The 26,528-nt window shown below is 40.6% G+C and carries 21 protein-coding genes and 1 tRNA gene; 8 read left to right on the top strand and 14 right to left on the bottom strand.

The window, feature by feature from the left end:
* Positions 1 to 148: 148 nt before the first annotated feature.
* Genes AACQ81_RS04375 through AACQ81_RS04355 form a run of 5 tightly spaced genes read right to left on the bottom strand, consistent with a single transcriptional unit; the run spans position 149 to position 7,024 of the window.
* A complete protein-coding gene (locus AACQ81_RS04375; protein ID WP_237386452.1) occupies positions 149 to 541 on the bottom strand; it encodes a DUF4150 domain-containing protein in 393 nt (130 codons plus the stop codon).
* Positions 542 to 550: 9 nt separating this feature from the next.
* Positions 551 to 1,171: a DUF3540 domain-containing protein gene (locus tag AACQ81_RS04370; RefSeq protein ID WP_443089533.1), complete on the bottom strand. Its 621-nt coding sequence runs from the start codon at positions 1,169 to 1,171 to the stop codon at positions 551 to 553.
* Positions 1,172 to 1,185: 14 nt separating this feature from the next.
* Entirely contained in the window at positions 1,186 to 2,253 is a 1,068-nt protein-coding gene (locus AACQ81_RS04365; protein ID WP_237386451.1) for a pentapeptide repeat-containing protein, read from the bottom strand.
* The gene (locus AACQ81_RS04360) at positions 2,250 to 4,847 is read right to left on the bottom strand and encodes a DUF2169 domain-containing protein (protein WP_237386450.1); all 2,598 of its coding nucleotides are present in this window, start codon (positions 4,845 to 4,847) and stop codon (positions 2,250 to 2,252) included. The genes AACQ81_RS04365 and AACQ81_RS04360 overlap by 4 nt, the downstream gene beginning before the upstream one ends.
* A gap of 23 nt (positions 4,848 to 4,870) precedes the next feature.
* Complete coding sequence (locus AACQ81_RS04355; protein ID WP_237386449.1) at positions 4,871 to 7,024, bottom strand: type VI secretion system Vgr family protein; 2,154 nt, start codon at positions 7,022 to 7,024, stop codon at positions 4,871 to 4,873.
* Positions 7,025 to 8,271: 1,247 nt separating this feature from the next.
* On the opposite strand from AACQ81_RS04355, the gene AACQ81_RS04350 reads away from it, so the two are divergent.
* Positions 8,272 to 9,573, top strand: a complete 1,302-nt coding sequence (locus tag AACQ81_RS04350; protein ID WP_237386448.1) for a D-amino acid dehydrogenase — start codon at positions 8,272 to 8,274, stop codon at positions 9,571 to 9,573.
* Between the two features lie 17 nt (positions 9,574 to 9,590).
* A complete protein-coding gene (gene dadX / locus AACQ81_RS04345; protein WP_237386447.1) occupies positions 9,591 to 10,658 on the top strand; it encodes a catabolic alanine racemase DadX in 1,068 nt (355 codons plus the stop codon).
* A 144-nt stretch (positions 10,659 to 10,802) separates the two neighbouring features.
* On the opposite strand, the gene AACQ81_RS04340 is transcribed toward dadX, so the two are convergent.
* Both AACQ81_RS04340 and gapA read right to left on the bottom strand, forming a co-directional pair.
* Positions 10,803 to 11,684: a D-hexose-6-phosphate mutarotase gene (locus AACQ81_RS04340; protein ID WP_237386446.1), complete on the bottom strand. Its 882-nt coding sequence runs from the start codon at positions 11,682 to 11,684 to the stop codon at positions 10,803 to 10,805.
* A gap of 166 nt (positions 11,685 to 11,850) precedes the next feature.
* Entirely contained in the window at positions 11,851 to 12,846 is a 996-nt protein-coding gene (gene gapA, locus AACQ81_RS04335; RefSeq protein ID WP_237386456.1) for a glyceraldehyde-3-phosphate dehydrogenase, read from the bottom strand.
* 341 nt (positions 12,847 to 13,187) lie between these two features.
* On the opposite strand from gapA, the gene msrB reads away from it, so the two are divergent.
* Positions 13,188 to 13,601: a peptide-methionine (R)-S-oxide reductase MsrB gene (gene msrB / locus AACQ81_RS04330; protein ID WP_237386445.1), complete on the top strand. Its 414-nt coding sequence runs from the start codon at positions 13,188 to 13,190 to the stop codon at positions 13,599 to 13,601.
* Between the two features lie 315 nt (positions 13,602 to 13,916).
* Complete coding sequence (locus AACQ81_RS04325) at positions 13,917 to 14,198, top strand: YeaC family protein (protein WP_237386444.1); 282 nt, start codon at positions 13,917 to 13,919, stop codon at positions 14,196 to 14,198.
* Positions 14,199 to 14,279: 81 nt separating this feature from the next.
* Here the strand turns inward: AACQ81_RS04325 and pncA are convergent, their stop codons facing one another.
* The 3 genes from pncA to sppA all read right to left on the bottom strand — a co-directional run bounded on the left by pncA (position 14,280) and on the right by sppA (position 17,977).
* The gene (pncA, locus tag AACQ81_RS04320) at positions 14,280 to 14,927 is read right to left on the bottom strand and encodes a bifunctional nicotinamidase/pyrazinamidase (protein ID WP_237386455.1); all 648 of its coding nucleotides are present in this window, start codon (positions 14,925 to 14,927) and stop codon (positions 14,280 to 14,282) included.
* A 25-nt stretch (positions 14,928 to 14,952) separates the two neighbouring features.
* Positions 14,953 to 15,972, bottom strand: a complete 1,020-nt coding sequence (gene ansA / locus AACQ81_RS04315) for an asparaginase (RefSeq protein ID WP_237386443.1) — start codon at positions 15,970 to 15,972, stop codon at positions 14,953 to 14,955.
* 115 nt (positions 15,973 to 16,087) lie between these two features.
* Positions 16,088 to 17,977, bottom strand: a complete 1,890-nt coding sequence (sppA, locus tag AACQ81_RS04310; RefSeq protein ID WP_237386442.1) for a signal peptide peptidase SppA — start codon at positions 17,975 to 17,977, stop codon at positions 16,088 to 16,090.
* Positions 17,978 to 18,144: 167 nt separating this feature from the next.
* Here sppA and AACQ81_RS04305 point away from each other — a divergent pair, with 167 nt between their 5' ends.
* Genes AACQ81_RS04305 through AACQ81_RS04295 form a run of 3 tightly spaced genes read left to right on the top strand, consistent with a single transcriptional unit; the run spans position 18,145 to position 21,692 of the window.
* A complete protein-coding gene (locus AACQ81_RS04305; RefSeq protein WP_237386441.1) occupies positions 18,145 to 18,696 on the top strand; it encodes an NAD(P)H nitroreductase in 552 nt (183 codons plus the stop codon).
* A 12-nt stretch (positions 18,697 to 18,708) separates the two neighbouring features.
* Positions 18,709 to 19,752 carry a selenide, water dikinase SelD gene (selD, locus tag AACQ81_RS04300; protein WP_237386440.1) on the top strand — a complete coding sequence of 348 codons (1,044 nt, stop codon included), beginning with the start codon at positions 18,709 to 18,711 and terminating at the stop codon, positions 19,750 to 19,752.
* Positions 19,753 to 19,757: 5 nt separating this feature from the next.
* Entirely contained in the window at positions 19,758 to 21,692 is a 1,935-nt protein-coding gene (locus tag AACQ81_RS04295) for a DNA topoisomerase III (RefSeq protein WP_237386439.1), read from the top strand.
* Between the two features lie 186 nt (positions 21,693 to 21,878).
* Here the strand turns inward: AACQ81_RS04295 and xthA are convergent, their stop codons facing one another.
* Positions 21,879 to 22,685: an exodeoxyribonuclease III gene (gene xthA / locus AACQ81_RS04290; protein WP_237386438.1), complete on the bottom strand. Its 807-nt coding sequence runs from the start codon at positions 22,683 to 22,685 to the stop codon at positions 21,879 to 21,881.
* Between the two features lie 652 nt (positions 22,686 to 23,337).
* Here xthA and AACQ81_RS04285 point away from each other — a divergent pair.
* A complete protein-coding gene (locus AACQ81_RS04285; RefSeq protein ID WP_092551643.1) occupies positions 23,338 to 24,201 on the top strand; it encodes a helix-turn-helix domain-containing protein in 864 nt (287 codons plus the stop codon).
* 433 nt (positions 24,202 to 24,634) lie between these two features.
* On the opposite strand, the gene AACQ81_RS04280 is transcribed toward AACQ81_RS04285, so the two are convergent.
* The 3 genes from AACQ81_RS04280 to AACQ81_RS04270 all read right to left on the bottom strand — a co-directional run bounded on the left by AACQ81_RS04280 (position 24,635) and on the right by AACQ81_RS04270 (position 26,402).
* Positions 24,635 to 24,719, bottom strand: a tRNA-Tyr gene (locus AACQ81_RS04280).
* Between the two features lie 305 nt (positions 24,720 to 25,024).
* Positions 25,025 to 25,873 carry a formyltetrahydrofolate deformylase gene (gene purU / locus AACQ81_RS04275; protein ID WP_237386437.1) on the bottom strand — a complete coding sequence of 283 codons (849 nt, stop codon included), beginning with the start codon at positions 25,871 to 25,873 and terminating at the stop codon, positions 25,025 to 25,027.
* Between the two features lie 67 nt (positions 25,874 to 25,940).
* On the bottom strand, positions 25,941 to 26,402 hold the full coding sequence (locus AACQ81_RS04270; RefSeq protein ID WP_237386436.1) for a YchJ family protein: 462 nt from the start codon (positions 26,400 to 26,402) through the stop codon (positions 25,941 to 25,943).
* Between the last annotated feature and the right edge of the window lie 126 nt (positions 26,403 to 26,528).

Below are 26,528 nucleotides of genomic sequence, written 5' to 3'. Positions count from 1 at the left end.
AATTTCCAGCTATCATCTGTTAACATTAGTCTTGGCATTTGGGGTAATTGTTTTGATTTTTGGCGAAACCATTATAACAGCCCCATTTGCTGCTTGCTTTTTATACCAAAAAGATCAACACGCTCTAATATGGCGAAAATAAAAAACTTCAGGATGCAGCGATAAGTACTTTTGTTTGGCTCGGCACAATACGAGAACCCACCGCATTAGTTGAGTTTTGCATAGTCATTCCCGAAAGCCGTGTTGCAGGGCTACCTTTAAGTAAAACAGTATTGGCTCCCATTGAATGACGGGATGGTCCCATTACCGTGCCGGAAGCTATGCCAAGATTAGTGCCGGCATTATCGCCGGTTGTCAAAGGAATGATTGTTGCCAAGTTGTGAGCCGGACAACCCATAAATAGAATATTTAACGCATTGCTGACACCGGTCGTTCCTTGCGCCGTGTTGGGGTAAGCAATGGGTACTGGTGTAAGCATGGGGGTTAAGCAAATATCGGGAGCCGCCATATCCATACCGCCACCTTGAGTATTGGCAAACATAATTTCCCCTTAGCCGATATGGATCTGTTCAGCATCTATTTTGGTGATAGCTTTTGCTGTCACGATCGTCTGTTGAGCATGTAATCGCGCATAGTTTTCAGCTTGCATATCTAACTGTCCCGCATGAACTTTCTCTGTTTGTGTCGTATGGCGAAATAACCGGTTGCTTAGTTGTGTCACTGTCTGCCAGAGAGATTCAAACTGATTGCCAACTAAGCGGGTAATTGACACCCATGCAGACAATGACTCTCCACTGTATTGCATTTCACTGATATGGCAGTTCCCGCTGTTAGCTGTGATATTTAATCCATTACTATTCATATTCAGATTACCGTGGGACGTGATAGTCAGATCGCCGGGAACGCTGATCTCTGCGGGTTGTTGCTGTTCAGCCCGTTCTAATATGGCTAAAATCCAGAGCTGATTCTCGACCTGTGTAATGAGTACGCTATCTCCTATATCTGGTGCCAATAGGCAACTGGCAGCGCGCCGACAGTGCCAGCCGCGGTTGTGCTGGCTTTTTGCCGTAAAACTTCCATCCTGATGAATGCTGATGATTTGTCCGGTCATCTGTTGCAATGGCTCGGTCGTAAAGGTATATGAGGAAAGTGCATAAGACGGTTTTGTCATGTTGATTCTCCCGATTAAATCTTATTGTGTTGCATACTCCACTCTTCAGCAGCGAATAACTCAGGATCATTTTCCAGAATGCCTTGTCGGTCAGAAAATAATGTTCCGACCTGTTGGGTACGATGAAAAAGTGTTCTCATAAAATGGGCTGTACGAAAATCACTGTTGTTGATGTTCGCATAAGAGAAATCTGCATAAGGCATATTACAGCCTGTAAACTGAGTATTCTCTGCATGAACTTTGTGCATTATTGCCATTGATAGTTGGCTGTGCCGGAAATCGGCAGATTCGAGACATGCACTGACAAAAATGGCTTGTTTAAATACACTGTCTTTGCAACAGGCCCGGGTTAAATTAGCTTCGATAAATAATGCTTGAGTTGCGTTGACATTTGATATTAAGGCATCTTGTAAAAAGGCACCTTTGAAATTGCAATTAGTTAATACTGCATGGCTGAAATTGACTTTTTCAAGCTGGCTATTGGTGAATTGGCACATTTTAAATTGTTGTTTGTGATAATTCTGGCCACGGAGATCACATTCAAAAAAAACCACCCGGGTAAATTCGCTGGCAGAAAAATCAGCTTTCCGTAAGTCCTGCCGAAAAAAAGTAACCAGAAAAAAGTGGTTGTCACGAAATTTGATTCGATCCATGGGGGTATCAATAAATGTGACGCGTTCAAAATGACTGTGGCTGAAATCCGCATATTGCAGTGAGCTAGATAAGAACTGGGTATTATTCTGTTTTGTCGCGGAAAATTGTGTTTTATTTAAAACAGACTGATTGAATATGTTGTCTGTTAATGTGCTTTTGTTAAAGATTGTGCGAGCGAGATTACATTTCTCAAAAACGCTCTTTTCAAGCGTAGCTGTATCGAAAATAGCCTCTTCTATTTGACATTCGGTAAAAACGGTTTCTTTTATGAGAGCCTGAGAAAAATCTGCACTTGATAAATTGACTTCTTTAAAAATTCCTCCGGATAAATCACATCCGGTTAGTGATATGTTCTGTAAACTGATTTTTTCAATAACCTCACCCTGTTTTATTTTATCTACTAACTCATCAGCTGTGAGTGAACTCATATCACTTCCTTATCACGTTTGGGGAAGGTTTTGGTTCGATTAATGTAAGCATTGGTGATTGAGGTTGAATCATCAATAATCGATTGGGACATATCTGTGCGGAATAAGTTGGCTTCCTGCAATTCTGCGTTGTTGAAACTGCATTTTTGCATAAGTGCGCCTGCCAGATTGGCATGATTCAGTAAGGCACCCCGAAAATCGGTTCTGGTAAATATACTGTTTGTTGCGTTCAAATACTGCATATCGGATGACTGGCAGTTGGACTCACTAAGGTCACTGTTATTCAGGGTTGCTGCGTAGAAATTTGAATTGATCAGTGGCATCTGACGCAAATTACATTCTGTCAATGTGGCATGGCTGAAATCTGTCTGATTAACCTCACTGCCCATAGCAAATGCGCAGGTCAATAGTTTAGCTGAACGAAACCGGTTCCCATTTGCTTTTGTTTCTACCCATGAACAGCTTTCCAATTCCGCGTTATCAAAAATCGCTTGCTCTAGATTACATTTGATAAATGAAATCTTATCCAGATTTGCATGATGGAAATTGAGTGCAGGAAGTTCAAGTTCCATAAACGTACACTCTTTCCATTGTGAATATGAGAAGTCGCAATGTGTAATAAAGATCGGTTGCAAGAATAGGCCTGTGAATATGGCATGATTAAAGCAACAGCGATCAAACCGTGTTTCCTGTAATTGGGTTTTATTGAAACTTGCAGCAGAAAAATCACTTTGCTCACATTTAGCCAGTGTCAGACTGGCTGAATCCAATTTGGCTCTCCGCAGTGAAGCATGGCAGATCTCTGTTCTGGCCAACATAGCTTCACTGAAATTGGCTTCATCCAGTTGGCAATGATTTAAACAGGCGTTTTCCAATAATGTTTGAGAAAAGTTGGCTCCCCGCAGATCCAGATCGGATAAATCCGCGCCGGTAAAATCCATGCCACTGAAATTCCCCCCTTGCTGCATGATATTCTGTACTCGTTTCCGAATAATCTGTGAAAGATTGCCGGTTAAACGTAGGGCTGGAGATTGTGATTGTACTGACGAGAGGTACATTGTGTGTATTGATTGTTCTATTTGAGCTAGCGCTTTATCACTGAGTTCCATTCTATTTTGCTGCTGGCGCAACATATCCCGCATTCGATGCAGAGTTTCCGGCCCCCGAGCCTGGGATTCTTGGGTCAATGTTTCGGTGTCTATGCCTTGTTCTTTAGCTTTGGCAATCATTTCTGTCCGTTTCAATTCAGCTTTAGCATGCTTCTGGGCAATATCCTGTTCGATTTTCTCCACAAACTCCGGTAACTCATCCAGTTTAGTCAGTTTGGAATGAGTGGTTTGCTCTGTTTCAACGGGAAGCAGTGTATTGATATCTTTACCATATTCAGCCAATCGCTCTTGTTGCTGCTCACGCAGGCGTTTTTCACGATTTTGGAAAATTTTCTGCAACGGAGAGTCAATTTGTGGAAGCTCTGTATCCAACCATGAACCAATTGCTTCTTCAGGAATGAGATCCTTTTCCCGAAAAGAGTATAAGGCACCTTTTTCTTTATCCATCCGTTGTTCAAGAACCTGTAGATAATGATTCTCCGAACGGGGCTTATCGCTCAATTCCAGTGCCGATATCATTTGCAAGACATCTTTGGCATCATCTTCATTAACTTGTATGGTTCCATGCCAAATTAAAATCATTTGTTCTAAATGGGGAAAGAACCATACTGTTGTATTGCGCATGACGACTTCTTCAACAATTTCTTTGTCAAGGCGCAGTCGTTTGATAAAACACCGTGCTTTCCATGATGGCAAACGGCCTTCCTGTACAGGTTTTTCCGGGTGCATGTTCCAAATCCGCCATGCTGCTTGTTCCGGCAGGGTAGTATTTTCTTCCCACCATTGATCTTCTGGTGCTGCATTGAATAACCGCCAATCAATATCCTGGGAAAAGCCAGGGAATTGGTTTTCTAACCACGCTTTGTCGTATTTTTTTCCTATGCGGGTAAAACGATTCGGCCAGATAAAATCCAGGGGACAAAAACTTGCCGGAGCAGGTATTTCCTGTTGTGACAATAAATGCTGTTTTGATTTCAATCGATTGTGCATCATTTCGATATTGGGCAGTCGATGAATTTTCATCCCATCTTCCAGAACTTCTGGCTCGAAACCGATACCGTGTGGATTATCAGTATAGTTTTTACCACCAAAAGCCCGATCCCAATCCAAGCGCATTTGTTCAAAAGGTTGGGGTTTTGAAGGAATATCATCAACCCAATAACGGTCACCAAAAGCAACTAAGTTTTTTTCTAACTTCTCTATCTGAATACGCGCAGTACACGCAGTTTTATCTGTCTGATGGTGAGTGTAGACATATCCTGTTGCCAGAAATTCAGCACAGGGTTTAGGTATAGCGAGATCAATAATGCCGTTACAGGTTTTCAACTCATTTTCCGCCAGTTGCCAAAGTTCTGCTTCTGGACGCAAGCGTGGAGTGGAACTCATATCGACCAGCGCCATAGCAGAGATCCCAAGATGATTTTTTTGTAACCAACGATAGGGTCGATAAAGCATGCTCAAACGCAAGGGCTTAATAATTTTCATTGAAATCCTGAGATAAATATTTTTTAACTGATGATATGTAAAGCGCTGTTTAAAATATTGGTGTTTGATTTCTTTATTGATACATCTGAATTGTTTAATGACATCGTTGCTTTATCTATTTTTGTATTTGCTTTACTGATAGACGTATTAGAATCGTTAACATCAAACACTATTGATGATAAGTTCGTTCCTGTTATATTGGTATTATGTCCTGTCTGGGTGGTTGATGTTCCGGTAATAAATACGTTAGTTGCTATGAAGGAAATAGATAAAACTTTAGCTGACCAAAAAGTTTGAGGGCAATCTATTACTACGTTTGTGTCGCTTTTTATTGTAATAAGATTAGGGCTTGAAATCGTTGTAACTCCTGTAATATTTTGTACCCAATTCCCATCAATTTTTGCATTCAGATTTCCATTAAGTTTATAAGTGTCTCCACCATCTATTTCTGTTTTTCGCCCATTCTGGATGGTTTCTTGCTGGCCACCTTTGATGGTTAATGTATCTTTTTCTTCAATAGTTGTTTCGTGGGTTTTTTTATAAATAAAGCTGGCACTATCTTGCACGGTGTCTTTTTGTTGTTTTTTTATCTCAGTTGTGCGATTGCCATCAATTGTGACGTTTTTATCATTTTCCACTGAGATATTCATATCCCGTTCGGCATGCAAATCAAATAACTCTTTGTTTGGTTCATCATCTAAAAACAGATAGTTTGCCTGCTCATGTTTACCCCCTTTTGTATTTGACATAATACCGACACGGGTTTCATATTTAGGCAGTTCCCAGGGAGGCATATTCTCATTATTGTAAGTACTGCCGATGACTAAAGGTTTGTCAGGATCACCATTGACGAAACTGACAACGACTTCTTCACCTACACGGGGAACATATATGCTGCCATACCGCCAGCCGGCCCAATGGCTGGCAACACGTACCCAGCAAGAGCTGGTATCATCTTGTTTGTCGTCTTTATCCCAACGAAATTTCACTTTTATTCTGCCATATTTATCAGTCCATATTTTCTTATTCTTGGGACCGGTAACGACAGCAGTTTCAAGGCCGTTTGCTTTTGGCCAAGGGGTCATAGCTAAAGGTTTCCAGTGAGTGTTAGCAGGAATAGCGTTAAAATCGACAACAATGTTGTCTTCAAGAGTCCCTGATTTTTTCTTAGAAAAATCCGGGGAGGACATGTCGGAGGATTCATAAAAATCGTAGTGCGCAGCTGTAATTAAATAGTCATTGTGGTTATCACCCTTAATTCCATTAGGCAGTGATAGTGTAAAAGTATGGCCCGGAGCTATTCCCACGATACTTCCTTTTCCATCAATCAGTTCACTTTGTGCTTCGTGAGCCTGTTGGCGTACACGGGCGTAAAATTGACCTTGAGCATGTTCTGTATAGTGTCCCGGCCAAATAAATATTTCGGTATTATCAATAGAACTGGCAGGTGTTTGGATGGCTGTATATAATTTAGCGCGTGGTTTGCGAAAATTATAGTCATCTATACTATAAGTGTTCGGGATAGTGACACTACAGACGTCCCATTCATAGATATATCCCTGAAAATGCTTATCTAATGAATTATTATATTCCAGTTTATTATATCCGGGCATAGGCTCATGTGATTGGGGTGAATCCACCAAAACCATGGTATGGCTTCCCATATCATGTTTAAAATAGTAATAAATCCCTTCATGCTCCATCAGGCGATGAATAAAATCGAAGTCAGTTTCATTATGTTTAACGCAATATTCCCATGTGCGATATTTTTCAATGAGTTGATTTTTGAAGAGAACTCCTGATTTATTTAATAATGCTGAAATAATATCTGGCACTGTTTTATTTTGCCAAATTCCATAGCCAACTTTTTTTTTCAATTCTGATAACTTAGGTCTGATTGTGGTAGTGTATAAATAAAATCCGCTGTCATTTTTATAAAACGGTGAATAAACTATTTTTTCTATATAACCGCTTAAATATCTTGTTGGTAATGATTTGTTTTTTATTTCTAAAGTCAGTACTGTATTACGCAGAGAAATTGGGTTATCTAATCTTTTTTCACTCAATAATTGAACTTCGAATTCATAGGCTTCTGATAATCTTTCAATTCCTTTAAGCGACTTGAAAGACAGGGATTTTTCAGATACTGAGGCGTGGACGATGAAGTTTCTCTTCATAATATTTCCCTTGCGCTTATTTAAGCTACCGTGTAGTCCTTGCAAACCAAGAAATTCACAGGAATTGGAGATAAAGCTACCGCATATTTCTTGCAAACCAAGAAATTCACAGGAATTAAAGATATAGCTACCGCATATTTCTTGGATACCAAGAAATTCACAAAAATTAAAGGTAAAATCACTGTATATTCCTTGCAGAACAAGAAATTTATATAAATTGGGGATGACATACAGAGTGATTAGTTTCCCAATAATATTGATTTAAGCATAAAGCTTGCTATTTTCAATTAATGAATGCTGTTTTGTTTAATTTACATATAACATTGGTTTGTTGTTTTTTCTAAAAATGCAATTATATATTTGTTAAATAAGGTTTTTAATGTAAGGAATCTATACTGTGGTCAGAAACGTGTTTTCAATAGCGGTTCTCTCTGGTTTTTTAGGCTGATAATGTAATCAATTAACTTATTGATTATTAAATACATTGAATTTTGATGGGGCCTTTTGCTTTCATTTATCTATTATAGGTTGGATTCTGTTTAATATAGTATATTGATTTAATTATCGTGTTAGTCATTTATCATATTTTTTTCTATTTTAGATTGTGAATTTAATGGATTGATTTGATATTTATGATTGTTATGTGAGCCTTGATCTTGAGGTAAAAATAGCTTCTGATACTGAATGTAAATTGAATCTATACTCAAAGGATTTAGAAATATATTCAGCAAGATGTAGTCAGCAAAGATGCAATTTGAAAGACGACAGTATACAAATAATTTTCTAAGCTAGTGCTGCGCCTTAACATACGTTACATGACGTATAACAATGAGTTGAAGAAAACCACTCGTCACCAATTGTCGTTGTAATATTCATTTTTTTAAATTATTATTCTAATCAACCCACGTCAGTGCAGAATATTATTCTTTAAAATATTTATTTTTTGGTTTTTATTGCAATTATTAATTGTGAATATAATGTCTATTATTCGCCGTCATAATCACTTTAATAGTAGGGTTTAAGTGGGTTAACAGTATTTAACTTTTCTTTAATTTGTTGATTTTAATTGAATTTAATGTATTTCTCCATTTTTTAAAATAAAATAGGTGTTTGTGTTTTGTGATAAAAATGTGATTCAAGTCCTAAATATTGACTAATTGTGTTACAGGCTATTATTCTGTATTGGATTTTTATATTCAGCATATTATGCTTGCGAATATTTTTCACCGATATGGATAGGGGGCAGAATGAAGGTCCTTATTTTAGGCAGTGGTGTTATTGGTGTAACTAGCGCATGGTATCTTGCACAGGAAGGGCACGAAGTTATCGTAATTGATCGCCAGAATAGTGCTGCTGAAGAAACCAGTGCCGGTAATGCTGGTCAAATCTCTCCGGGTTATGCAACACCTTGGGGGGCACCGGGTATTCCGCTGAAAGCAATAAAGTGGATGTTCCAGCGCCATGCACCTCTGGCTATTCGTCCAGATGGTTCGCTGTTTCAAATCCGCTGGATGTGGCAGATGCTGCGCAATTGTGATGCAAGCCACTATGCCATGAATAAAAGCAGAATGGTTCGATTGGCAGAATATAGTCGGGATTGCATGAAACAATTAAGGATAGATACGGGGATTGAATACGAGGGTCGCCAGGGAGGAACCCTGCAACTATTCAGGACAGCCAAGCAGTTTGATAATGCTGCCAATGATATTGAAGTGCTGGAGCAGGAAGGTGTTCCTTACCGATTATTGACTGCTGAGCAGTTGGCGACAGTGGAACCGGCTCTTGCTCATGTCTCCCATAAATTGACTGGCGGGTTACAACTTCCGAATGATGAAACGGGTGATTGCCAGATTTTTACCAAGGAACTGGCAAAAATGGCAGAAAATATCGGTGTGAAGTTTATATTCAACAAGCAGGTTGAGCAGATTTTAGTGGATGGAGACAAGATCACGGGTATCCGATGTAATGGTGGTGTCATGACTGCGGATAGTTATGTGGTAGCGATGGGCGCTTATTCGACAAATATCTTGAAAGATTACGTCAACATTCCGGTTTATCCAATGAAAGGTTATTCATTGACCATGCCAATTGCCGATGAGTCAAGAGCACCTGCTTCAACTGTGCTGGATGAAACTTACAAGATTGCGATTACCCGTTTTGATAACCGAATTCGTGTTGGTGGTATGGCTGAAGTGGTCGGCTTTAATCTGAATGTTCCTCAGAACCGCTGTGAAACACTGAAAATGGTTGTGCAAGATCTTTACCACAGTGGTGGCAATATTACAGAGGCTTCGTTCTGGACAGGCTTACGCCCTATGACGCCAGATGGGACTCCTATTGTTGGCCCGACCAAATATCCGAATCTCTATTTAAATACGGGTCATGGAACACTGGGCTGGACAATGGCTTGTGGTTCAGGAAAGTTGTTGTCGGATTTAATTTCTGGCAAAAAAACGGATATTGCGGCAGATGATCTTTCTGTATTCAGATATATCGATGGATTCAATATAAAAGTGCTTCCAATGAAGCCTTATTTACATACTGCGTAAACTAAGAAGAGGTCGTCATGCCACGTCCTATTTTGGCAACGATCCATCTCAATGCGCTCCGCCATAATTTGGCTGTTATTCGCCAAAAAACCGATAAGAGTCAAGTCTGGTCGGTGGTAAAGGCGAACGCATATGGGCATGGATTGGACAGAGTATGGCAATCACTCATGCAGACAGATGGGTTTGCACTGCTCGACATGAATGAAGCTATTTATTTAAGGGAACAGGGATGGCAGGGACCAATCCTGCTATTGGAAGGATTTTTTAAATCGAGCGATTTGCAGCTCATTAATCAGCATTGCCTGACAACCGCAGTACATAGCCATTGGCAGCTTGAGGTGATAGAAAAAGCCAAATTGGACAGGCCCATTGATATCTATCTAAAGCTTAATAGCGGAATGAATCGGTTGGGATTCACTCCCGAAGAATATCCACAGGTAGTTTCAATGGCGAAAGGGATTAAAAATATCAATTCAGTGACTTTAATGACCCATTTTTCCAATTCGGATAATGAAATCGGTGTTAAAGAACAATTAGCGGTTATTGAACGTTTGCAGATGAATTCTCTTTCTCATTGTCTGGCAAACTCTGGTGCTGTTTTGTGGCATCCTGAAACGCATGGGGATTGGATCCGACCGGGCATTGTCCTTTATGGTGCTTCTCCCAGCGGAAAGTGGCGTGATATTGCGAATGTAGGGTTGAAAGCAGCCATGACATTACAAAGTGAAATTATTGCAGTTCACGAGCTTCCCAGCGGGAACAAAATTGGTTATGGCAGCCGTTATATGACTCAGCAGACCATGCGCGTAGGTACAGTAGCATGTGGTTATGCAGATGGATATCCACGGCATGCTCCGACAGGTACTCCCGTTATGGTTGATGGCGTTCGTACTCAGTTATTGGGTGCTATATCAATGGATATGCTGACAGTGGATTTGACCCCATGTCCACAGGCAGACATAGGCAGTATTGTCGAGCTGTGGGGGGAAAATTTACCAGTGGATGAAGTTGCAGAATCCTCAGGAACCATAGGTTATGAACTCTTATGTGCATTAGCAAAGCGTGTCCCTGTTATCGTTGATTGACAGCCTTCTTATGAGTTTTTTCAGGCATTTCTCTTTATTGTTTTTAGGATAAGTGCCTGTCTTATCTACACCTAATGGGTATCAAGATGCAGCGCTTATGTCTTGGGAGTAGCTATCCAGAAGTATAGACAACCAAAATTCAGGTTAGCCAGCATCAGCGATTTTTCGGCAGCGGATAACAACAGAAAGTCTGTCAGGGTTGCCATTCTTAGGTAGTAATGGGCTATTGATACGTGCAGTTTCAATGCAAGCCATATTCTTATAACCTTCATTACTCATGTCTTTCATGCTACTGGAAAGAGCAGCTCCGGGGTTCCAGCATACTACATCGCTATGATGATAATGATGAATTTCAATCGTTCTTTTCCACTGTGGATCTCTGAGCAGACTAAAATCTTCTGGCTCTGTATAAATCAGATCAGTTCGTCCTTTGAAAAATAAATCTTCATGAACATATTGCTCTTTATCTGCAACGGTATCAATAAAATGACCACCAAGCCCACTGACCCGGATTTGGCTGATATCGCTGATATTGAAGTAAGAGTGAAGGGCACAGGTTGCTTGATATTCACCATGAGATTCTAACTCTATTTCACAGGTTTCCCCTAATTTAAAGCGAGCAATCAGTGTGAATTCATGTGGCCATAATTGATGGGTATAGGCGCTATCCTGTAGTGTGAATGTTAAAATAACTCCATTATTATTTTCATTATGTGCTTTGAGTTCCCAGGGCAATATCCGTGCAAACCCGTGACTGGGGGCAGCAGACGGTCCAAACCAGGGCCAGCAGATGGGAATACCGCCACGAATGGCGCTTCCGGCACTGAAAGCAGTTTTATCGCTTACCCATAATACCGGTTTTTCACCGCTAGGTTGCCATGTGATGAGGTGCGCACCCTGAATACTGATAGCGCCACGAGCTTTGGGATGGGAAACGACAATCAATGGAAAACCATAAATATTCCGTTGGCTGATATAAGGGGATATCTGCTCTACAACCGGTAATGAGAAAATTTTATCAAGCATCTGTCATGACCTTATGTAAATCTGAATTGGTAGTTGAACCAAGGTTCAAGAATAGCTCAATCTTTTGAAAATATAAATTTTGTAGAGATAAATATAAAAGCCATCTGTTCACAGATGGCTTTTGAACGTGGACCATCCCTTAAAATCTATTGGGTATAAAACTCAATTAATTAGAGATATGAGCGATCAGATCCAGAACTTTGTTAGAGTAACCTGTTTCGTTGTCATACCAAGAAACCAGTTTGACAAAGTTGTCGTTCAGGGCGATACCTGCTTTTGCATCAAATACAGAAGTCAGTTTTTCGCCGTTGAAATCAGTGGAAACAACATCATCTTCAGTGTAACCCAGGATACCTTTCAGCTCGCCTTCTGCCGCTTCTTTGATTACGTCACAGATTTGTGCGTAAGTTGCAGGTTTTTCGAGACGTACAGTCAGGTCAACAACAGAAACGTTAGGAGTAGGAACACGGAAAGACATACCAGTCAGTTTGCCGTTCAGTTCTGGAATAACTTTACCTACTGCTTTTGCTGCACCAGTAGAAGATGGGATGATGTTTTGTGCTGCACCACGACCGCCACGCCAGTCTTTAGCGGAAGGACCGTCAACGGTTTTCTGAGTAGCAGTTGTTGCATGAACAGTAGTCATCAGACCTTCGATGATGCCGAATTTGTCATTGATAACTTTAGCCAGTGGAGCAAGGCAGTTAGTAGTACAGGATGCGTTGGAAACGATTTCCTGACCTGCATAGGCGTTATGGTTTACACCCATGACAAACATTGGTGTGTCGTCTTTGGATGGGCCGGTCAGAACCACTTTTTTCGCGCCCGCAGCAATGTGTTTACGTGCAGTTTCGTCGGTCAGGAAGATACCAGTTGCTTCAGCAACTACATCAACACCCACTTCGTTCCACTTCAGGTTAGCTGGATCTCTTTCAGATGTAACGCGGATGGTTTTGCCGTTAACAACCAGCTGACCGTCTTTAACTTCAACAGAACCGTTAAAGCGGCCGTGGGTTGAATCGTATTTCAGCATGTAAGCCATGTACTCTGCATCCAACAGATCGTTGATAGCAACGATTTCAATATCTGAACGCTCTTGTGCAGCACGGAAAACAATACGGCCAATACGACCAAAACCGTTAATACCTACTTTGATAGTCATAGTATTCCACCAGCTATTTTTTAGTGAATTAAAAGTTGTTTCTAAAGTTACCAAAATCTTGCCAGCCGTCAAGCGGAATCGTGTCAACAATTGAAAAAGATCAATCATAATCACTGCCTGAACGCTTGCTGTACAGTCGTGACAAGCTTTACGCGCACTATTATCGGGGTATAGGGATATATTTAAAGTTACCATAGATTAGATATGTGAGAGTTATCACAATTAGTAAACTAAATTGCTGTGTTGAATGGGTTAGAATGCATTTTGACATCATGATGTTACTTTTTTGTTGTTTTTGATGATTTTTTTATTGAAAATATTGGTCTTCAAAGGTGGTCATTATGGCTAAAAGTCAAAATATTTCTCTTTCCATAGAAAAACTTAATGCAATGCAGCGCCATGTTACTCAGGAAGCAGGCACTGAGCCGCCATTTTCAGGAAAACTACTGCACAACAAAAAAAGTGGTACTTACCATTGCCTGTGTTGCCGTCAAGCCTTATTCGTTTCTGATACTAAATTTGATTCTGGTTGTGGGTGGCCGAGTTTTTACCAGTCGATTAATGATGAATCCATCACTTATCTTGATGATTATTCTCATAATATGCATCGAATAGAGGTGCGTTGCAGCTATTGTCAGGCTCATTTGGGGCATGTTTTTCCTGATGGGCCTAAACCAACGGGAGAACGCTTTTGCATTAATTCAGCATCATTGCGTTTTGTTGATAAAGAAACTGGTGATGAAACAGCAGGTTAATGTTATTACTGAAGAGAATTGGCTTACATGAAATGCTGACTCTAACAGTTAAGTGTAAATACTCATAAAGAAACGATTCAGCTTGACGTCAATTTATAGTTTATACCAATAGATTTTGAGTTGCAGCGCGGCGGTAAGGATGCAAATTCAACACAGCGGCAACTTGAAGGCAGGTATATATCAATTTGTAAAAGTATTAATCAATAACAATATTAATGTGTAATAGTGTTAGTTTGTAATAGTGTGAATAGTACATGCATTACCGTTTCGTATTACAAATGTTTCAGCGCAAATATAGCCGTTAAGGAAATATCGATGAAGTTGGATGATTTACTCTCTGCTATGACGCCGGAAATTTATCAGCGATTAGTTCAGGCTGTTGAATTAGGAAAATGGCAGGATGGTGTACCACTTACGCCAGAACAGAAAGAACACAGTTTACAGGTAGTGATGCTTTGGCAAGCTAAACATAATCATGATCCTGAACATATGACGATTGGCACAAATGGTGAAATTACCCTAAAAAGCAAACAAGAGTTAAAAGCAACGTTCCAATCTGAAATGGTTGCTAAATTAAAACCTCAGGCAGAAGATTGAATTAAACTGTAATGAAAGCCCCCCTGGCAGAAGTGGGGATAGATAATGTCTAGAGCCTAATAGGATAGGCTCTTGGCTTGTTTATAAAAGCGTTATTACTTCACTTTGTGAGATTAATTTAGCGCCTTTTGCAGCCATATATTCGAGTGCGTGCTTGCTGTCATCGGCATGAATATTGACACCACGGCAACCATCGACAATCACATAGGTTTCATAGCCCAGTATTAAAGCATCAAGCACAGTAAATTTTATACAGTAATCGGTGGCGATGCCCAATACAAATAGACGCTGTATATTTTGTTCCTTTAACCACCCATGTAAACGGGTTTTGCTTTTATGATCATTATCAAAGAAGGCACTGTAGCTGTCTATCTGAGGATTCTCACCTTTTCGGAAAACTTCTTGGATCGCGGATTGATTTAATGTGGGGTGGAATTCAGCGCCAAATTGCCCTTGTACACAATGAATAGGCCACCACACTTGAGGAATGCCATTGAGTTCGCCCAATTCACCGGTTTTCTGCCCGGAATTTGCCGCGAAACTCATATGGCCGGCTGGATGCCAGTCCTGACTTGCGATGATAGCGATGTTTTCCTGATTAGTGTCTCTCTGACATAGCGCAATGATTTCATTTGCAACCTTAATGACAGTGTCACTCTCTTTGACTGCCAGTGCTCCTCCGGTACAGAAGTCATTTTGTAGATCGATAAGCAATAATGCTGTTTTCATCATATCTCTCGATTTACCTAATTTATTATTCATCGGAATAGCTCAATTCCCCACGCAGATTTTGTTGCATCAGGTGGCGTATTTCTTCAGGTGTATAGGGTTGACTCAATAAATAGTGCAGTTTAGTTAAGGCTGCTTCAAAAGTCATATCATAACCACTGATGATACCTGATGTCGCCAAAAAGTGACCAGTAGCATAACCTTCCATATTGACCCGACCAGAAATACATTGTGTCAGATTTACGACGATGATCCCTCGTTCGGTTGCTTCTTTCAATGTTTTCAGCAACGCAGAACACTGGGGCGCATTGCCAACACCATATGATCGTAAAATTAATGCTTTGACGGGCTGCATAAGGATATTTTCAACAACTTGACTGGATAATCCAGGATAAATGGTCACAACACCAATTGGTTGGGACGTGATTGGTTTTACAACAAATTCGCTGTGGTTGGTTGGTATGGGGGTTGTTTTGAAGGTGCGAATATTGATTCCTGCTTCCATCAGTGGTGAGTAATTAGGGGATGAGAAAGCATCAAAACCGTCCGCGTGAGCTTTGATCGTTCTGTTACCACGAAACAATTTATTGTTGAAAAAAAGACTGACTTCATTGATAGGATAATTGGCTGCAAGATAGAGCGCATTAAGTAGATTGGTCTGCCCATCAGAACGCAGAGCTTCCAGAGGAATTTGTGACCCTGTCACAATGACCGGTTTATTCAGATTCTCAAACATAAAAGAGAGTGCTGAAGCAGTGAAAGCCATGGTATCTGTGCCATGCAGGATAACAAAACCATCATAATCGTGATAATTCTGATAGATATCATCTGCGATGATACCCCAGTCATCAGGACTCATATCAGAAGAATCAATCAGGGGTTGATGCTCACGGATCGTAAATGTTGGCATTTCCGGGCGGTGAAATTCGGGCATTTTGGTGAGCTGTTGTTGCAAATGACCAGAAACGGGAATGTACCCATTGGGGGAATGCTGCATCCCGATTGTGCCGCCAGTGTAAACAACATAGATGGATTTCTTCTGCATGATAATGCCTCGATAAACATATTTAACCGGATTGGATTATAGGGTGTGTGCAGAATAAAAAAAGCCTGATGGTGAGATCAGGCTTCATTTTTGGTAAAAACGTTGTCAGCTATTTTTAATGAATATCTGCGCAATTCAGGCAGAATGTATAAATGTTTTGCGGATCATTCATATTCTTATAAAAAATAGCCTGCTTTTTCAAGCCTTGGGTCATTTTGGGAAGTGACACCGGAAGCGCGGATTGCAACATATTTGGCAGTAGGGCCTGCGTTGATGCAGTGAGTTCAAACATCATTTTTTCAGAGAACGATAATTCAGGCTGCATCCAGTCCAGTGAGACATTTTTTATACCTGCTAATTCAGCGGCTTTTTTGACAGCATCATCAAAATCACCTAATTGATCGACTAAACCATGTTTTTTAGCATCAAGACCGCTCCAAACACGCCCTTGAGCAATACTATTGATTTCATCTACAGATTTATTGCGGGCTTTAGCAACCAGTTTAATAAACTTATTGTAGCCGTTCTCAGTAGACAGCTGTATTACGTCTGAGTAATCTGCATTCAATCCCTTGATTGAAGAAGAATCTGCCAGTGAAGAGGTTGAAATCCCGTCTGAGTTTACGCCAATATAATTCAGAGTTTTTTCAAAGGAATGGATAATACTAAAAACACCGATCGAACCCGTTAATGTGTTTGGATCAGCAATGATAGCGTTAGCAGGGGTCGAAATCCAGTAACCGCCAGATGCTGCTGCTCCGCCCATTGAAACAACAATAGGTTTTGTATTCTTACCATTATTTTCTTTATCGTCACGAATGGCGACAAGTTCGGCGCGGATAATTTCAGATGCGCTAATACTGCCGCCAGGGCTATTTACCCGTAATATAATCGCTTTTATGTCGGGGTTAAGGTGTGCTTCACGCAGCTGTTCTGTGATGGTATCGCTGCCCACAGTGCCAGATAGTTGTTTACCGTCTAAAATCGGGCCTTCCACAATGATGACGGCAATGTTGCCCTTGTTATTGCTCGGGTCTTGTATAGGGTTTTTGGCAATGTAGTCATTAATACTGATATAATTGAAATGTTTTTGTTCTTTATCCCAACCAAAGATATCCTTCATTTTCTTTTCAACTGCACCGCGCGGCTCAATATGGCTCACCAGTTTGTTTTGATATGCATACAGTGCAAAATCACCACCAGCTTTACGGAGTTTTTCAATAAAATTGGCGGTGCCAGGGAAAACTTGGTCGGCAGGAATATGTCTATTGACAGCAATGGTATTTAAGTAATTGTTCCAAGACTCATAGACCCAAAGGCTGTCGGCTTCACGTGCTTCTTCTGACATATTATTCCGCAATGCAGGCTCTACTGCTGATTTATAGGTGCCTACACGGAAAACATGTGTGGAAATTTTCAGCGAGTCTAACAATGACTTGTAGTATAAATGGTCGGTTGAAAAGCCATGGATATCTACTATTCCTTGTGGGGACAAGTATATTTCATTCGCGAAGCTGGCTAAATAATATTGTGATTGTGAGTAACTATCATTGATTGCAAAAACAGGTTTACCTGATGCTTTAAATTCGTTAATGGCCTTACCAATATATTTCATTGAAGGCCAGTCTGCTCCTGCGAACTCATTCAGCTTTAATACCATGCCGCTAATTTTAGGATCATCTTTGGCTCGGCGAATACTGTCAACAACGTCAAATAAAGAGGTTTCTTGAGGATTGCTGTTGTAAGAGCCAAAAATATCTTTGCCTAATTGTTCAAATGGATTGCGGGCGGATACGCGATCAAGAACAATCCCCGATAAATTGACATATAACGCCCCATGATAACTATTATCACGTTTAGATTGTTGTTTATAAACGATTAAGCTAATAGCAACAATAACAATCAGCAGGATAAAAATAAGGTTAGAAATGAGTTGGCGAACAAAATTTAGCAGTTTCCAACACCATTTAAATAGCGCTGCTATAAAATTCCATAAAGTACGCATATTATCTCCAATGATGGGGTCAAATGAGGGTATCCTAATCAGCTCATTTGTAAATGTCAGCTGAAAATCATGTGAATGATGGAAAAAGTGGTTTCTGTGCTTTCATTCGTTAACAAATAAACAGAGAATGTTGAGCCGTGACAGATTATCTTATTCAGGAGAAGAAAATGAATGCTTTGGAACTTTTGTTGAATCGTCGTTCAGCTTCACGTTTAACGACACCAGCGCCAGAAGGCCATGAACTACAAAATATTTTGGCAGCAGGGATGAGAGCGCCCGATCATGGGGCATTGCGTCCTTGGCATTTTATCGTGATGTATGGAGAAGGCATTAATAAATTCAGCCAGTTACTTGAGAAAGCGGCAATTGAGGGTGAGTTAGGAGAAGAGGTAGAAGAAAAAGCGAAAAATGCACCTTACCGTGCACCTATGATTATCACAGTTATCGCCAAAGTGGTTGAACATGCAAAAGTACCTGCATGGGAACAAGTCGTTGCAGCAGGTTGTGCGGTTCATGCCATGCAGATGGCCGCTGTGGTTCAAGGGTTTAATGGTATATGGCGTTCAGGCTCATGGACAGAAGATCCAATCGTCAGAGCAGGTCTGGGATGTGAGGAAAATGATAAAATTGTAGGATTCCTCTATTTAGGAACGCCAAAACTTAAAGCACCTGTAAAAGTAGAAACGCCAGATTTGACGAACTTTGTCAGTTACTTTTAACTGGAGTGAGCAATGTCAACTGAAATCCGTCTGACTCAATATAGCCATGGTGCCGGATGTGGCTGCAAAATTTCCCCCAAAGTATTGGAAACTATCCTGCATAGTGAGCAGGCAAAATTTTTCGATCCTAATTTGCTGGTGGGTAATGAAACCCGTGACGATGCTGCCGTTTATGATATTGGTAATGGTACAGGCATCATTAGCACTACGGACTTCTTTATGCCGATTGTTGATGACCCGTTTGATTTTGGTCGTATTGCTGCGACTAATGCCATCAGCGATATTTATGCGATGGGAGGAAAACCAATAATGGCGATTGCGATTCTCGGCTGGCCAATTGCTAAGTTGTCACCAGAAATCGCTCAAAAAGTCATTGAGGGTGGTCGGGCTGTTTGCAAAGAAGCGGGTATTTCCCTTGCCGGGGGGCACTCTATTGATGCTCCTGAACCCATCTTCGGTCTGGCAGTGACTGGTATCATCGATATTGAGCGAGTGAAACGTAATAATCAGGCAAAAGCAGGGAGCCTTCTGTTCCTGACTAAACCTTTAGGCGTCGGTGTATTAACTACGGCTGAAAAGAAAGGATTGCTTGAATCTGAACATCAAGGTATTGCAAAAGAAATCATGTGCCAATTGAATAAGTCGGGAACGGATTTTGCAAGAATTGATGGTGTTACGGCGATGACGGATGTAACAGGTTTTGGCCTGTTAGGACATTTGAGTGAAGTTTGTGCAGGCTCGGGCGTTCAAGCAACGGTCAGATTTTCACAGATTCCAAGATTGCCTGATGTTGATATTTATATTGAAAAAGGTTGCGTACCCGGCGGCACAGGACGTAATTTTGATAGTTATGGGCATTTAATTGGAAAAATGACTGCCCGCCAGCGTCATCTTCTGTGTGATCCACAAACCTCGGGTGGTTTATTACTGGCGATTTTGCCGGAAGCCGTGGAAGAGGCGGAAGCCATTGCGCGGAGCCACAATATCGATTTGGTTGCTATTGGTGAACTGACTGTATCATGTTTAGACAGAGCACTTATTGAAGTTATTGAATAAATTCCATGCGTCTTTTTATTGCAGAAAAACCTAGCCTCGCGAGAGCCATAGCGGATGTTTTACCGAAACCCCATCGACGTGGGGACGGGTTTATCGAATGTGGGAATAACCAGTTTGTTACTTGGTGTGTCGGTCATCTATTGGAGCAGGCTGAGCCAGATGCTTACGATAGCCACTATGCCCGCTGGGTATTGGCTGATCTACCTATCATTCCTGAAAAATGGCAGTTAAAGCCACGGGCTGCCGTGGCGAAACAACTCAATACAATTAAATCCCTGTTGGAAAAGGCGAGTGAAATTGTCCATGCAGGAGATCCCGATCGTGAAGGGCAATTACTGGTGGATGAGGTACTGGATTTTTTGGATCTGGATGCCGAAAAAAAACAGAATGTTCAGCGTTGTCTGATAAATGACCTGAATCCTCAGGCGGTCATAAAGGCAGTTGAACGCCTGAGGAGTAACCGAGAATTTGTTCCTTTGTGTGTTTCTGCATTGGCCAGAGCCAGGGCTGATTGGCTTTATGGCATCAATATGACCCGTGCCTATACGTTATTGGGACGGAATGCAGGCTATCAGGGCGTATTATCAGTTGGACGTGTTCAGACCCCGATTCTGGGGTTGGTCGTTCGTCGTGATGAAGAAATAGAGCATTTTGTGCCGAAAGATTTCTTTGAAGTCAAAGCGCATATCGTTACACCAAGTGAAGAACGATTTACGGCTGTATGGCAACCAAGTGAGTCTTGCATTGATTTTCAGGATGAAGAAGGGAGAATTATTCACCAGCCACTAGCAGAACACGTCGTAGCACGAATCACTGGACAACCGGCCATTGTCACTGCATATCAGGATAAGCGCGAATCCGAAACAGCACCGCTGCCATTTTCGCTCTCTTCTTTGCAGATTGAAGCGGCTAAGCGTTTTGGCTTGAGTGCTCAGGATGTGCTTGATATTTGTCAACGACTCTATGAAACCCACAAATTGATCACTTATCCACGTTCCGATTGCCGTTATTTGCCGGAAGAGCATTTTGCAGGACGTCATGCGGTTTTGAAGGCTATTTCGGTTCATTCATCACATTTATTGCCACAAAATGCATTGGATACGGAGAAAAAGAATCGTTGTTGGGATGATAAGAAAGTTGATGCACATCATGCGATTGTCCCTACTGCGCGTAGCAGCCAAGCCAATCTGACACAGAATGAAAGCCACATTTATAGCCTGATTGCCAGGCAATATCTGATGCAATTTTTCCCTGATGCAATATTTCGGAAGTGTACGATTGAGCTTGATATTGCAGGTGGAAAATTCATTGCCAAAGCACGCTTTCTGGCAGAAGCGGGTTGGAGAACCTTGCTTGGCAATAAGGAACGTGATGAAGAAAATGAAGGTACTCCATTACCTGTTGTCGCTAAGGGAAATGAGCTGTTGTGTGAGAAAGGGGAAATGGTGGAAAGGCAGACGCAACCACCACGACCTTTTACTGATGCAACATTATTGTCTGCCATGACAGGAATAGCGCGATTTGTGCAGGATAAGGCATTGAAAAAGGTGTTGCGGGCAACTGATGGGCTGGGGACCGAAGCAACCCGAGCAGGAATTATTGAACTGCTATTCAAGCGAGAGTTTTTGTACAAAAAAGGGCGTTATATCCATGCTACACCTGCGGGTCGAGCTTTGATCCATGTATTGCCGGATATGGCTGTATTACCCGATATGACGGCTCATTGGGAATCTCGTTTGACGCAAATCAGCGAAAAGCAATTTCGTTATCAGGATTTTATGTTGCCTCTTCAGGAAATATTGCAACAATTAATCTGGCAGGCAAAACAGTATCGTAATCTAAAAGCGTTTAGAGATTTACCCCCTGTTCCAGCAAAAGGAAAAAAAGGAAAACAGGCAAAACCCAGTAAGAATAAGTCGAAGGCAGCTAAAACCGATTAGATATATACCCAATGGATTTCAAGATGCAGCACGACGGCAAGGGAATGAACCCCCAGGAGCATAGCTAACTATGTGACTGGCGTGAGTGAGCGCAGCCAACAAAGCTGCAACTTGAAAGACGACGGGTATAACCGAAATGAGAAACACAGTACCGTCAATGACCGTGCTGTGTTTCTTGTCTGATAATTATATTTCAAATGTTGTCCAAACAGGGGCATGATCGGACGGTTTTTCCATGCTGCGGATAGCATAATCGATACCAGAAGAGATACATTTTTTAGCCAACGGCTGACTGGCAAGCAGTAAATCAATGCGTAATCCACGATTATCATCAAAACCTTTTGAGCGATAATCAAACCAAGAAAACTGATTATTGGTTTCAGGATATTGAGTCCGGAAAGTATCAACGAAGCCCCAGTTTTTAAGGCGTGCCATCCATTCTCTCTCTTCAGGTAAGAAGGAACACTTTCCAGTTTTTAACCAGCGTTTTTGATTATTTTCTCCGATCCCAATATCAAGATCGGTTGGGCTGATATTCATATCCCCCATAATCAAAATGTTTGATTCTGGAGAGTGATTATTTTCTAGGTAGGATTGTAGATCCTGATAGAACTTCTCTTTTGCAGGAAATTTAATCGGATGATCACGGCTTTCACCTTGTGGAAAATAACCGTTGATGACAGTTAATAAACCGAGCGGTGTTTCGATATCAGCCATAATAATACGGCGTTGAGCATCACCATCGTCAGTAGGGAAGCCTTTACGAACAGCGATTGGTTTTTCGCGGGTAAGCAGGGCGACACCATAGTGTGATTTTTGACCATGATAGAAGACGTGATAACCCAGCTTGTTTACCTCTTCTAGGGGAAACATTTCATCATGGACTTTTATTTCTTGTAATCCGATAACATCTGGTTGGTGTTGTTCGACAATGGCAGCAAGTTGATGAGGACGTGCTCGCAACCCATTAATATTGAATGAGACAAATTTCATATCGTTATAATCACCTTTAGAATATGCTATATTTTAATGTTAACAGATATAAGTAAAGCTGTAACTATTTATTAAATAATAAATTTTACCTAACTATCTTGATATCTAGCTATTTTACTCTTATATGTAATACTATATTGAGTATAATACTCTAGTTATCCAAAATTTTAAGTGTCGAATCGTTTTTTAAACAATAAAAATCACAAAATAAATAAGTGATAAATTAATGAATATATAACAATTCACTAGTCATAATCTGTTATATTAAATTCCTGATATTATAATTATATGTGAGGATTTTTATCCTTTTAATTTATTTTATGTCATGTATTACAAAAATTAATTAATGAAAAAGTAGAAGAGTTAATCAATCTCTGATAGAAATTTGAACTTGTAGGCCAAGGTTATATTTACTAATGGTTTGCAATCACGGTGGAATATTCATCATGATATAGGTGGATAATATAAGTCCATCTAAACCGCATTATTGCATCAGGGACTGGCATTTTATATAAATGTCATTTGAAAAATATCTATTTTTATTGTACAAAATTATACCTTCACAATATCAAGTTTGATTTAGCGGTTACCTGATGAGAAGGCCATTTCAAGGATATTATTTTAGCCACAAGTTACATAGGAACGGTGAATTATGTTTTTTTCTCGTAAATTAGAAGCATTCATGGCGGTGGTGGAAATGGGTTCTTTAAGCAAGGCGGCAAGAGTGATGAACCGTACGACTCCCCCAGTCGCTAAATCAATTAAAGACTTTGAGGCGACGTTAGGAAAGCGCTTATTTAAAAGGGAGAAGTTTGGGATGATTCTGACCAAAGACGGAGTGGAGTTATATAATGACCTAAAAGAGCTATATTTGAAAGAGAAAGAAATTACAAAGAAACACATTAGTGGGAGTATTTGTAATGTTGTAAATATATACCATGATTGGGGTAAGAAAAAGCATCTGATTTCGCTTTATAAAGCAGCGGACCGAAATAATGCTCAGGTTAATATATTACGCTTCAGTTATGATAACATCGATGAAATAGTTGATTATGAGGGTAATACGATAATTTTAAGTTCAGAAAAAATACTTAGTGACCGATTCAGTCTTGTACGGAAAATTGATGGACCAAATTTGGGGATCTGCTGCCGTAAAGAATTATTGGGTGAAGTGAATGGAGACTTTATTCAATTGCTGAAAAAGAGAACATGGTTATGTGATCCAGTGCTCTATAAAGGCAATTTGATAAAGAGCCTGGAAGAGGAAATGGTAAAAAATGGGGAGAAAGTTAATATCCGACAGATGGATAATATAGAGTGCTGCCTTAATTTCATTCAGTCATCTGATTATATTTTTATTACTGATTCCCACTCCGGAGCATTGGAAGAGGGAGAGAGTTTAGGCTTTATGCCAATCCCACGACCTGATGCCATTAATCAGTGTTATGTCTACAAATCAAAATCTCATTCAAGCGTGTTAAACCGTTTTATCGACTCTGTCAGCGATATGGAGTAACCGGTTGCATAAGCGGAGCAAACTGTCAGGTCTCCCGAGCTCCGCTATTGGTACGTGTTCAAGTGCATTAATTTTGAAACATTAAGTTAGTCGTGAATCAAAAGGAAATTGTTTTTCTTTTGAACATATGGTGATTAGTTTCGACAATTGATGTGAGCAATGGATTGTTATTATATTCGTAATGCATTGAGAGCTTTGAATAGATTTTTGATGGTGGTGAGGAAAAATGACTTGTCATTTTATTCCTCACCTTGGCATAAATAATATACCATTCTTCTTCGATATTTCACTCTGCTCCTTACTCCGACAGCTTCACCCCACGCGCATTATTATTTAGCTGTGCCCAATTCTAACCTTGGTCGAAGGTTTTCGTTCTTCCCCAAGAGGGGTAGGTTGGTCTGGTTATTTCTTTGAATTTGGAAGATTGCTTTGATGGTGGTGGGGGAAGGATTCGAACCTTCGAAGTCTGTGACGGCAGATTTACAGTCTGCTCCCTTTGGCCGCTCGGGAACCCCACCAAATTTTGAATTGTACGCTGTCGTTAGCAGCGGACGGCATAATATCAAATAAGCCGCCACTGTAAAGTAGTTAATTGAAAATAAAGTATCAAGCGATGTTTTTTTGAACTTAACGATCAAGTTACAGCCTATTTAAATGTATTATCAGTAGGGTTCTTGCCATAAAATATTTTAACTGTTTATACCAGTGGATTCGAATTGTAGCACGATGGCAAGGTAGCGAGTTCCCAGGATCATAGTTACCTATGCTCCTGGGGTGCGTGAGTGAAGCCAACAAAACTGCAACTTAAAAGACGACGGGGATATCAAAGAATAACGGTGCGGTTACCATATACAAAAACTCGCTGGGAAAAGACCCAGTGCAATGCTTGACTCAATACATTCTTTTCAACATCTCGTCCTGCCCGCATCATCTCTTCGGCAGTATATGTATGATCTACATTTATTACGTCCTGAGTGATAATTGGGCCTTCATCCAAATTATCATTTACATAATGTGCAGTAGCACCAATGATCTTCACCCCTCGCTCATAAGCCTGATGATAAGGGCGTGCGCCTATGAATGCAGGCAAAAATGAGTGGTGAATGTTGATTATCTGATTTGGATAATGTTGAACAAATGCTGGTGTCAGGACACGCATATATTTGGCGAGTACAACATAATCTGGTTTATACTGTTCAATCTGAGCCATCAATGCTTCATCATGCTGTTCACGAGTTAAACCTTCATGGCTGATGTAATGGAAAGGAATGCCGAATTGTTCAACTAATTGTTGCAGGATCGTATGGTTTCCAATAACAGCTGCAATTTCGACATCTAATCCACCATAGGCACTTTTTACCAAAATATCACCAATACAATGTGCTTCTTTCGTCACCATGAGAACGATACGGCGACGACCCGCCGCGTTGAGTTCCCGGTTCGAACCTACGGGTAAAGCATCGTCCAAATCGGCCAGAAGTGTTTCATCATTGAAAATACCTTCCAGTTCTGTACGCATAAAAAAACGTCCAGTGCGGTGATCTACAAATTCATTATTTTGAACGATATTTAATTGATGCTTGTAGCAGATGTTTGTGATCTTTGCGATTAACCCTTTGGAGTCAGGACAAATTGTACGCAAGATTTTTTTTTGTATGTTTGCGTTTTGCATGGATTGCGAGATCCTCAAATTTTCTTAACTGTGTGTGAATTGTTATATTTGATATTCAGATGCTGATTTAACCACAGCACTTCTTGTATTTTTTGCCTGAACCACACGGGCAAGGGTAATTACGACCTATCTGAGGACGAATGCCATCAATATAAAACCAGTGTTGGTCAATGCGCAAAAAACGTGAGCGCTCATGAATCAATTGATTATCTTGCTTTCCCTGTTCAATAAAGCAAGCTGAAAATTCGACATAGGCTTCATTATTATGTTTGCCTTGATTTGTTTCTAAGACACTTAATCCCAGCCATTGTACACCAGCAAAACTTTGTTCTATTTCTGAACGCCAATTTTCGGCCTGACAATCAGGATGCCAGGTTGCGATTAGATAATCTACATCGTGTATGACATAAGCACTATATCTGGAACGCATCAAAGATTCGGCATTTGGAGCAGGATAATGATTTTCGAGATAGGGACCACAACAATGAGCAAAAAGCAAGTCACTGCCGCAGGGACACATTTTTGTCAAAATAACTCCGATTATTTAAGGTGGTTGCTGTTAATATGAGCGATATTGCAAAGATATGTAGAGTATAAATAGTATAGGCCTGTTGAGATATCATCGACTGATGATACTCGAATATAGGCAATGGTC

It is taken from the genome of Xenorhabdus sp. Sc-CR9, assembly GCF_963897815.1.
Classification (GTDB): Bacteria; Pseudomonadota; Gammaproteobacteria; order Enterobacterales; family Enterobacteriaceae; genus Xenorhabdus.
The sequence above is the reverse complement of the archived record's forward strand: the minus strand, read 5'-3'. Positions and strand labels throughout refer to the sequence as shown.

Bases quoted from the DNA above. Each gene is read 5' to 3' on its own strand.
- AACQ81_RS04375 (WP_237386452.1), bottom strand. From the start codon at position 541: ATGTTTGCCAATACTCAAGGTGGCGGTATGGATATGGCGGCTCCCGAT.
- AACQ81_RS04370 (WP_443089533.1), bottom strand. From the start codon at position 1,171: ATGACAAAACCGTCTTATGCACTTTCCTCATATACCTTTACGACCGAG.
- AACQ81_RS04365 (WP_237386451.1), bottom strand. From the start codon at position 2,253: ATGAGTTCACTCACAGCTGATGAGTTAGTAGATAAAATAAAACAGGGT.
- AACQ81_RS04360 (WP_237386450.1), bottom strand. From the start codon at position 4,847: ATGAAAATTATTAAGCCCTTGCGTTTGAGCATGCTTTATCGACCCTAT.
- AACQ81_RS04355 (WP_237386449.1), bottom strand. From the start codon at position 7,024: ATGAAGAGAAACTTCATCGTCCACGCCTCAGTATCTGAAAAATCCCTG.
- AACQ81_RS04350 (WP_237386448.1), top strand. From the start codon at position 8,272: ATGAAGGTCCTTATTTTAGGCAGTGGTGTTATTGGTGTAACTAGCGCA.
- dadX (WP_237386447.1), top strand. From the start codon at position 9,591: ATGCCACGTCCTATTTTGGCAACGATCCATCTCAATGCGCTCCGCCAT.
- AACQ81_RS04340 (WP_237386446.1), bottom strand. From the start codon at position 11,684: ATGCTTGATAAAATTTTCTCATTACCGGTTGTAGAGCAGATATCCCCT.
- gapA (WP_237386456.1), bottom strand. From the start codon at position 12,846: ATGACTATCAAAGTAGGTATTAACGGTTTTGGTCGTATTGGCCGTATT.
- msrB (WP_237386445.1), top strand. From the start codon at position 13,188: ATGGCTAAAAGTCAAAATATTTCTCTTTCCATAGAAAAACTTAATGCA.
- AACQ81_RS04325 (WP_237386444.1), top strand. From the start codon at position 13,917: ATGAAGTTGGATGATTTACTCTCTGCTATGACGCCGGAAATTTATCAG.
- pncA (WP_237386455.1), bottom strand. From the start codon at position 14,927: ATGAAAACAGCATTATTGCTTATCGATCTACAAAATGACTTCTGTACC.
- ansA (WP_237386443.1), bottom strand. From the start codon at position 15,972: ATGCAGAAGAAATCCATCTATGTTGTTTACACTGGCGGCACAATCGGG.
- sppA (WP_237386442.1), bottom strand. From the start codon at position 17,977: ATGCGTACTTTATGGAATTTTATAGCAGCGCTATTTAAATGGTGTTGG.
- AACQ81_RS04305 (WP_237386441.1), top strand. From the start codon at position 18,145: ATGAATGCTTTGGAACTTTTGTTGAATCGTCGTTCAGCTTCACGTTTA.
- selD (WP_237386440.1), top strand. From the start codon at position 18,709: ATGTCAACTGAAATCCGTCTGACTCAATATAGCCATGGTGCCGGATGT.
- AACQ81_RS04295 (WP_237386439.1), top strand. From the start codon at position 19,758: ATGCGTCTTTTTATTGCAGAAAAACCTAGCCTCGCGAGAGCCATAGCG.
- xthA (WP_237386438.1), bottom strand. From the start codon at position 22,685: ATGAAATTTGTCTCATTCAATATTAATGGGTTGCGAGCACGTCCTCAT.
- AACQ81_RS04285 (WP_092551643.1), top strand. From the start codon at position 23,338: ATGTTTTTTTCTCGTAAATTAGAAGCATTCATGGCGGTGGTGGAAATG.
- purU (WP_237386437.1), bottom strand. From the start codon at position 25,873: ATGCAAAACGCAAACATACAAAAAAAAATCTTGCGTACAATTTGTCCT.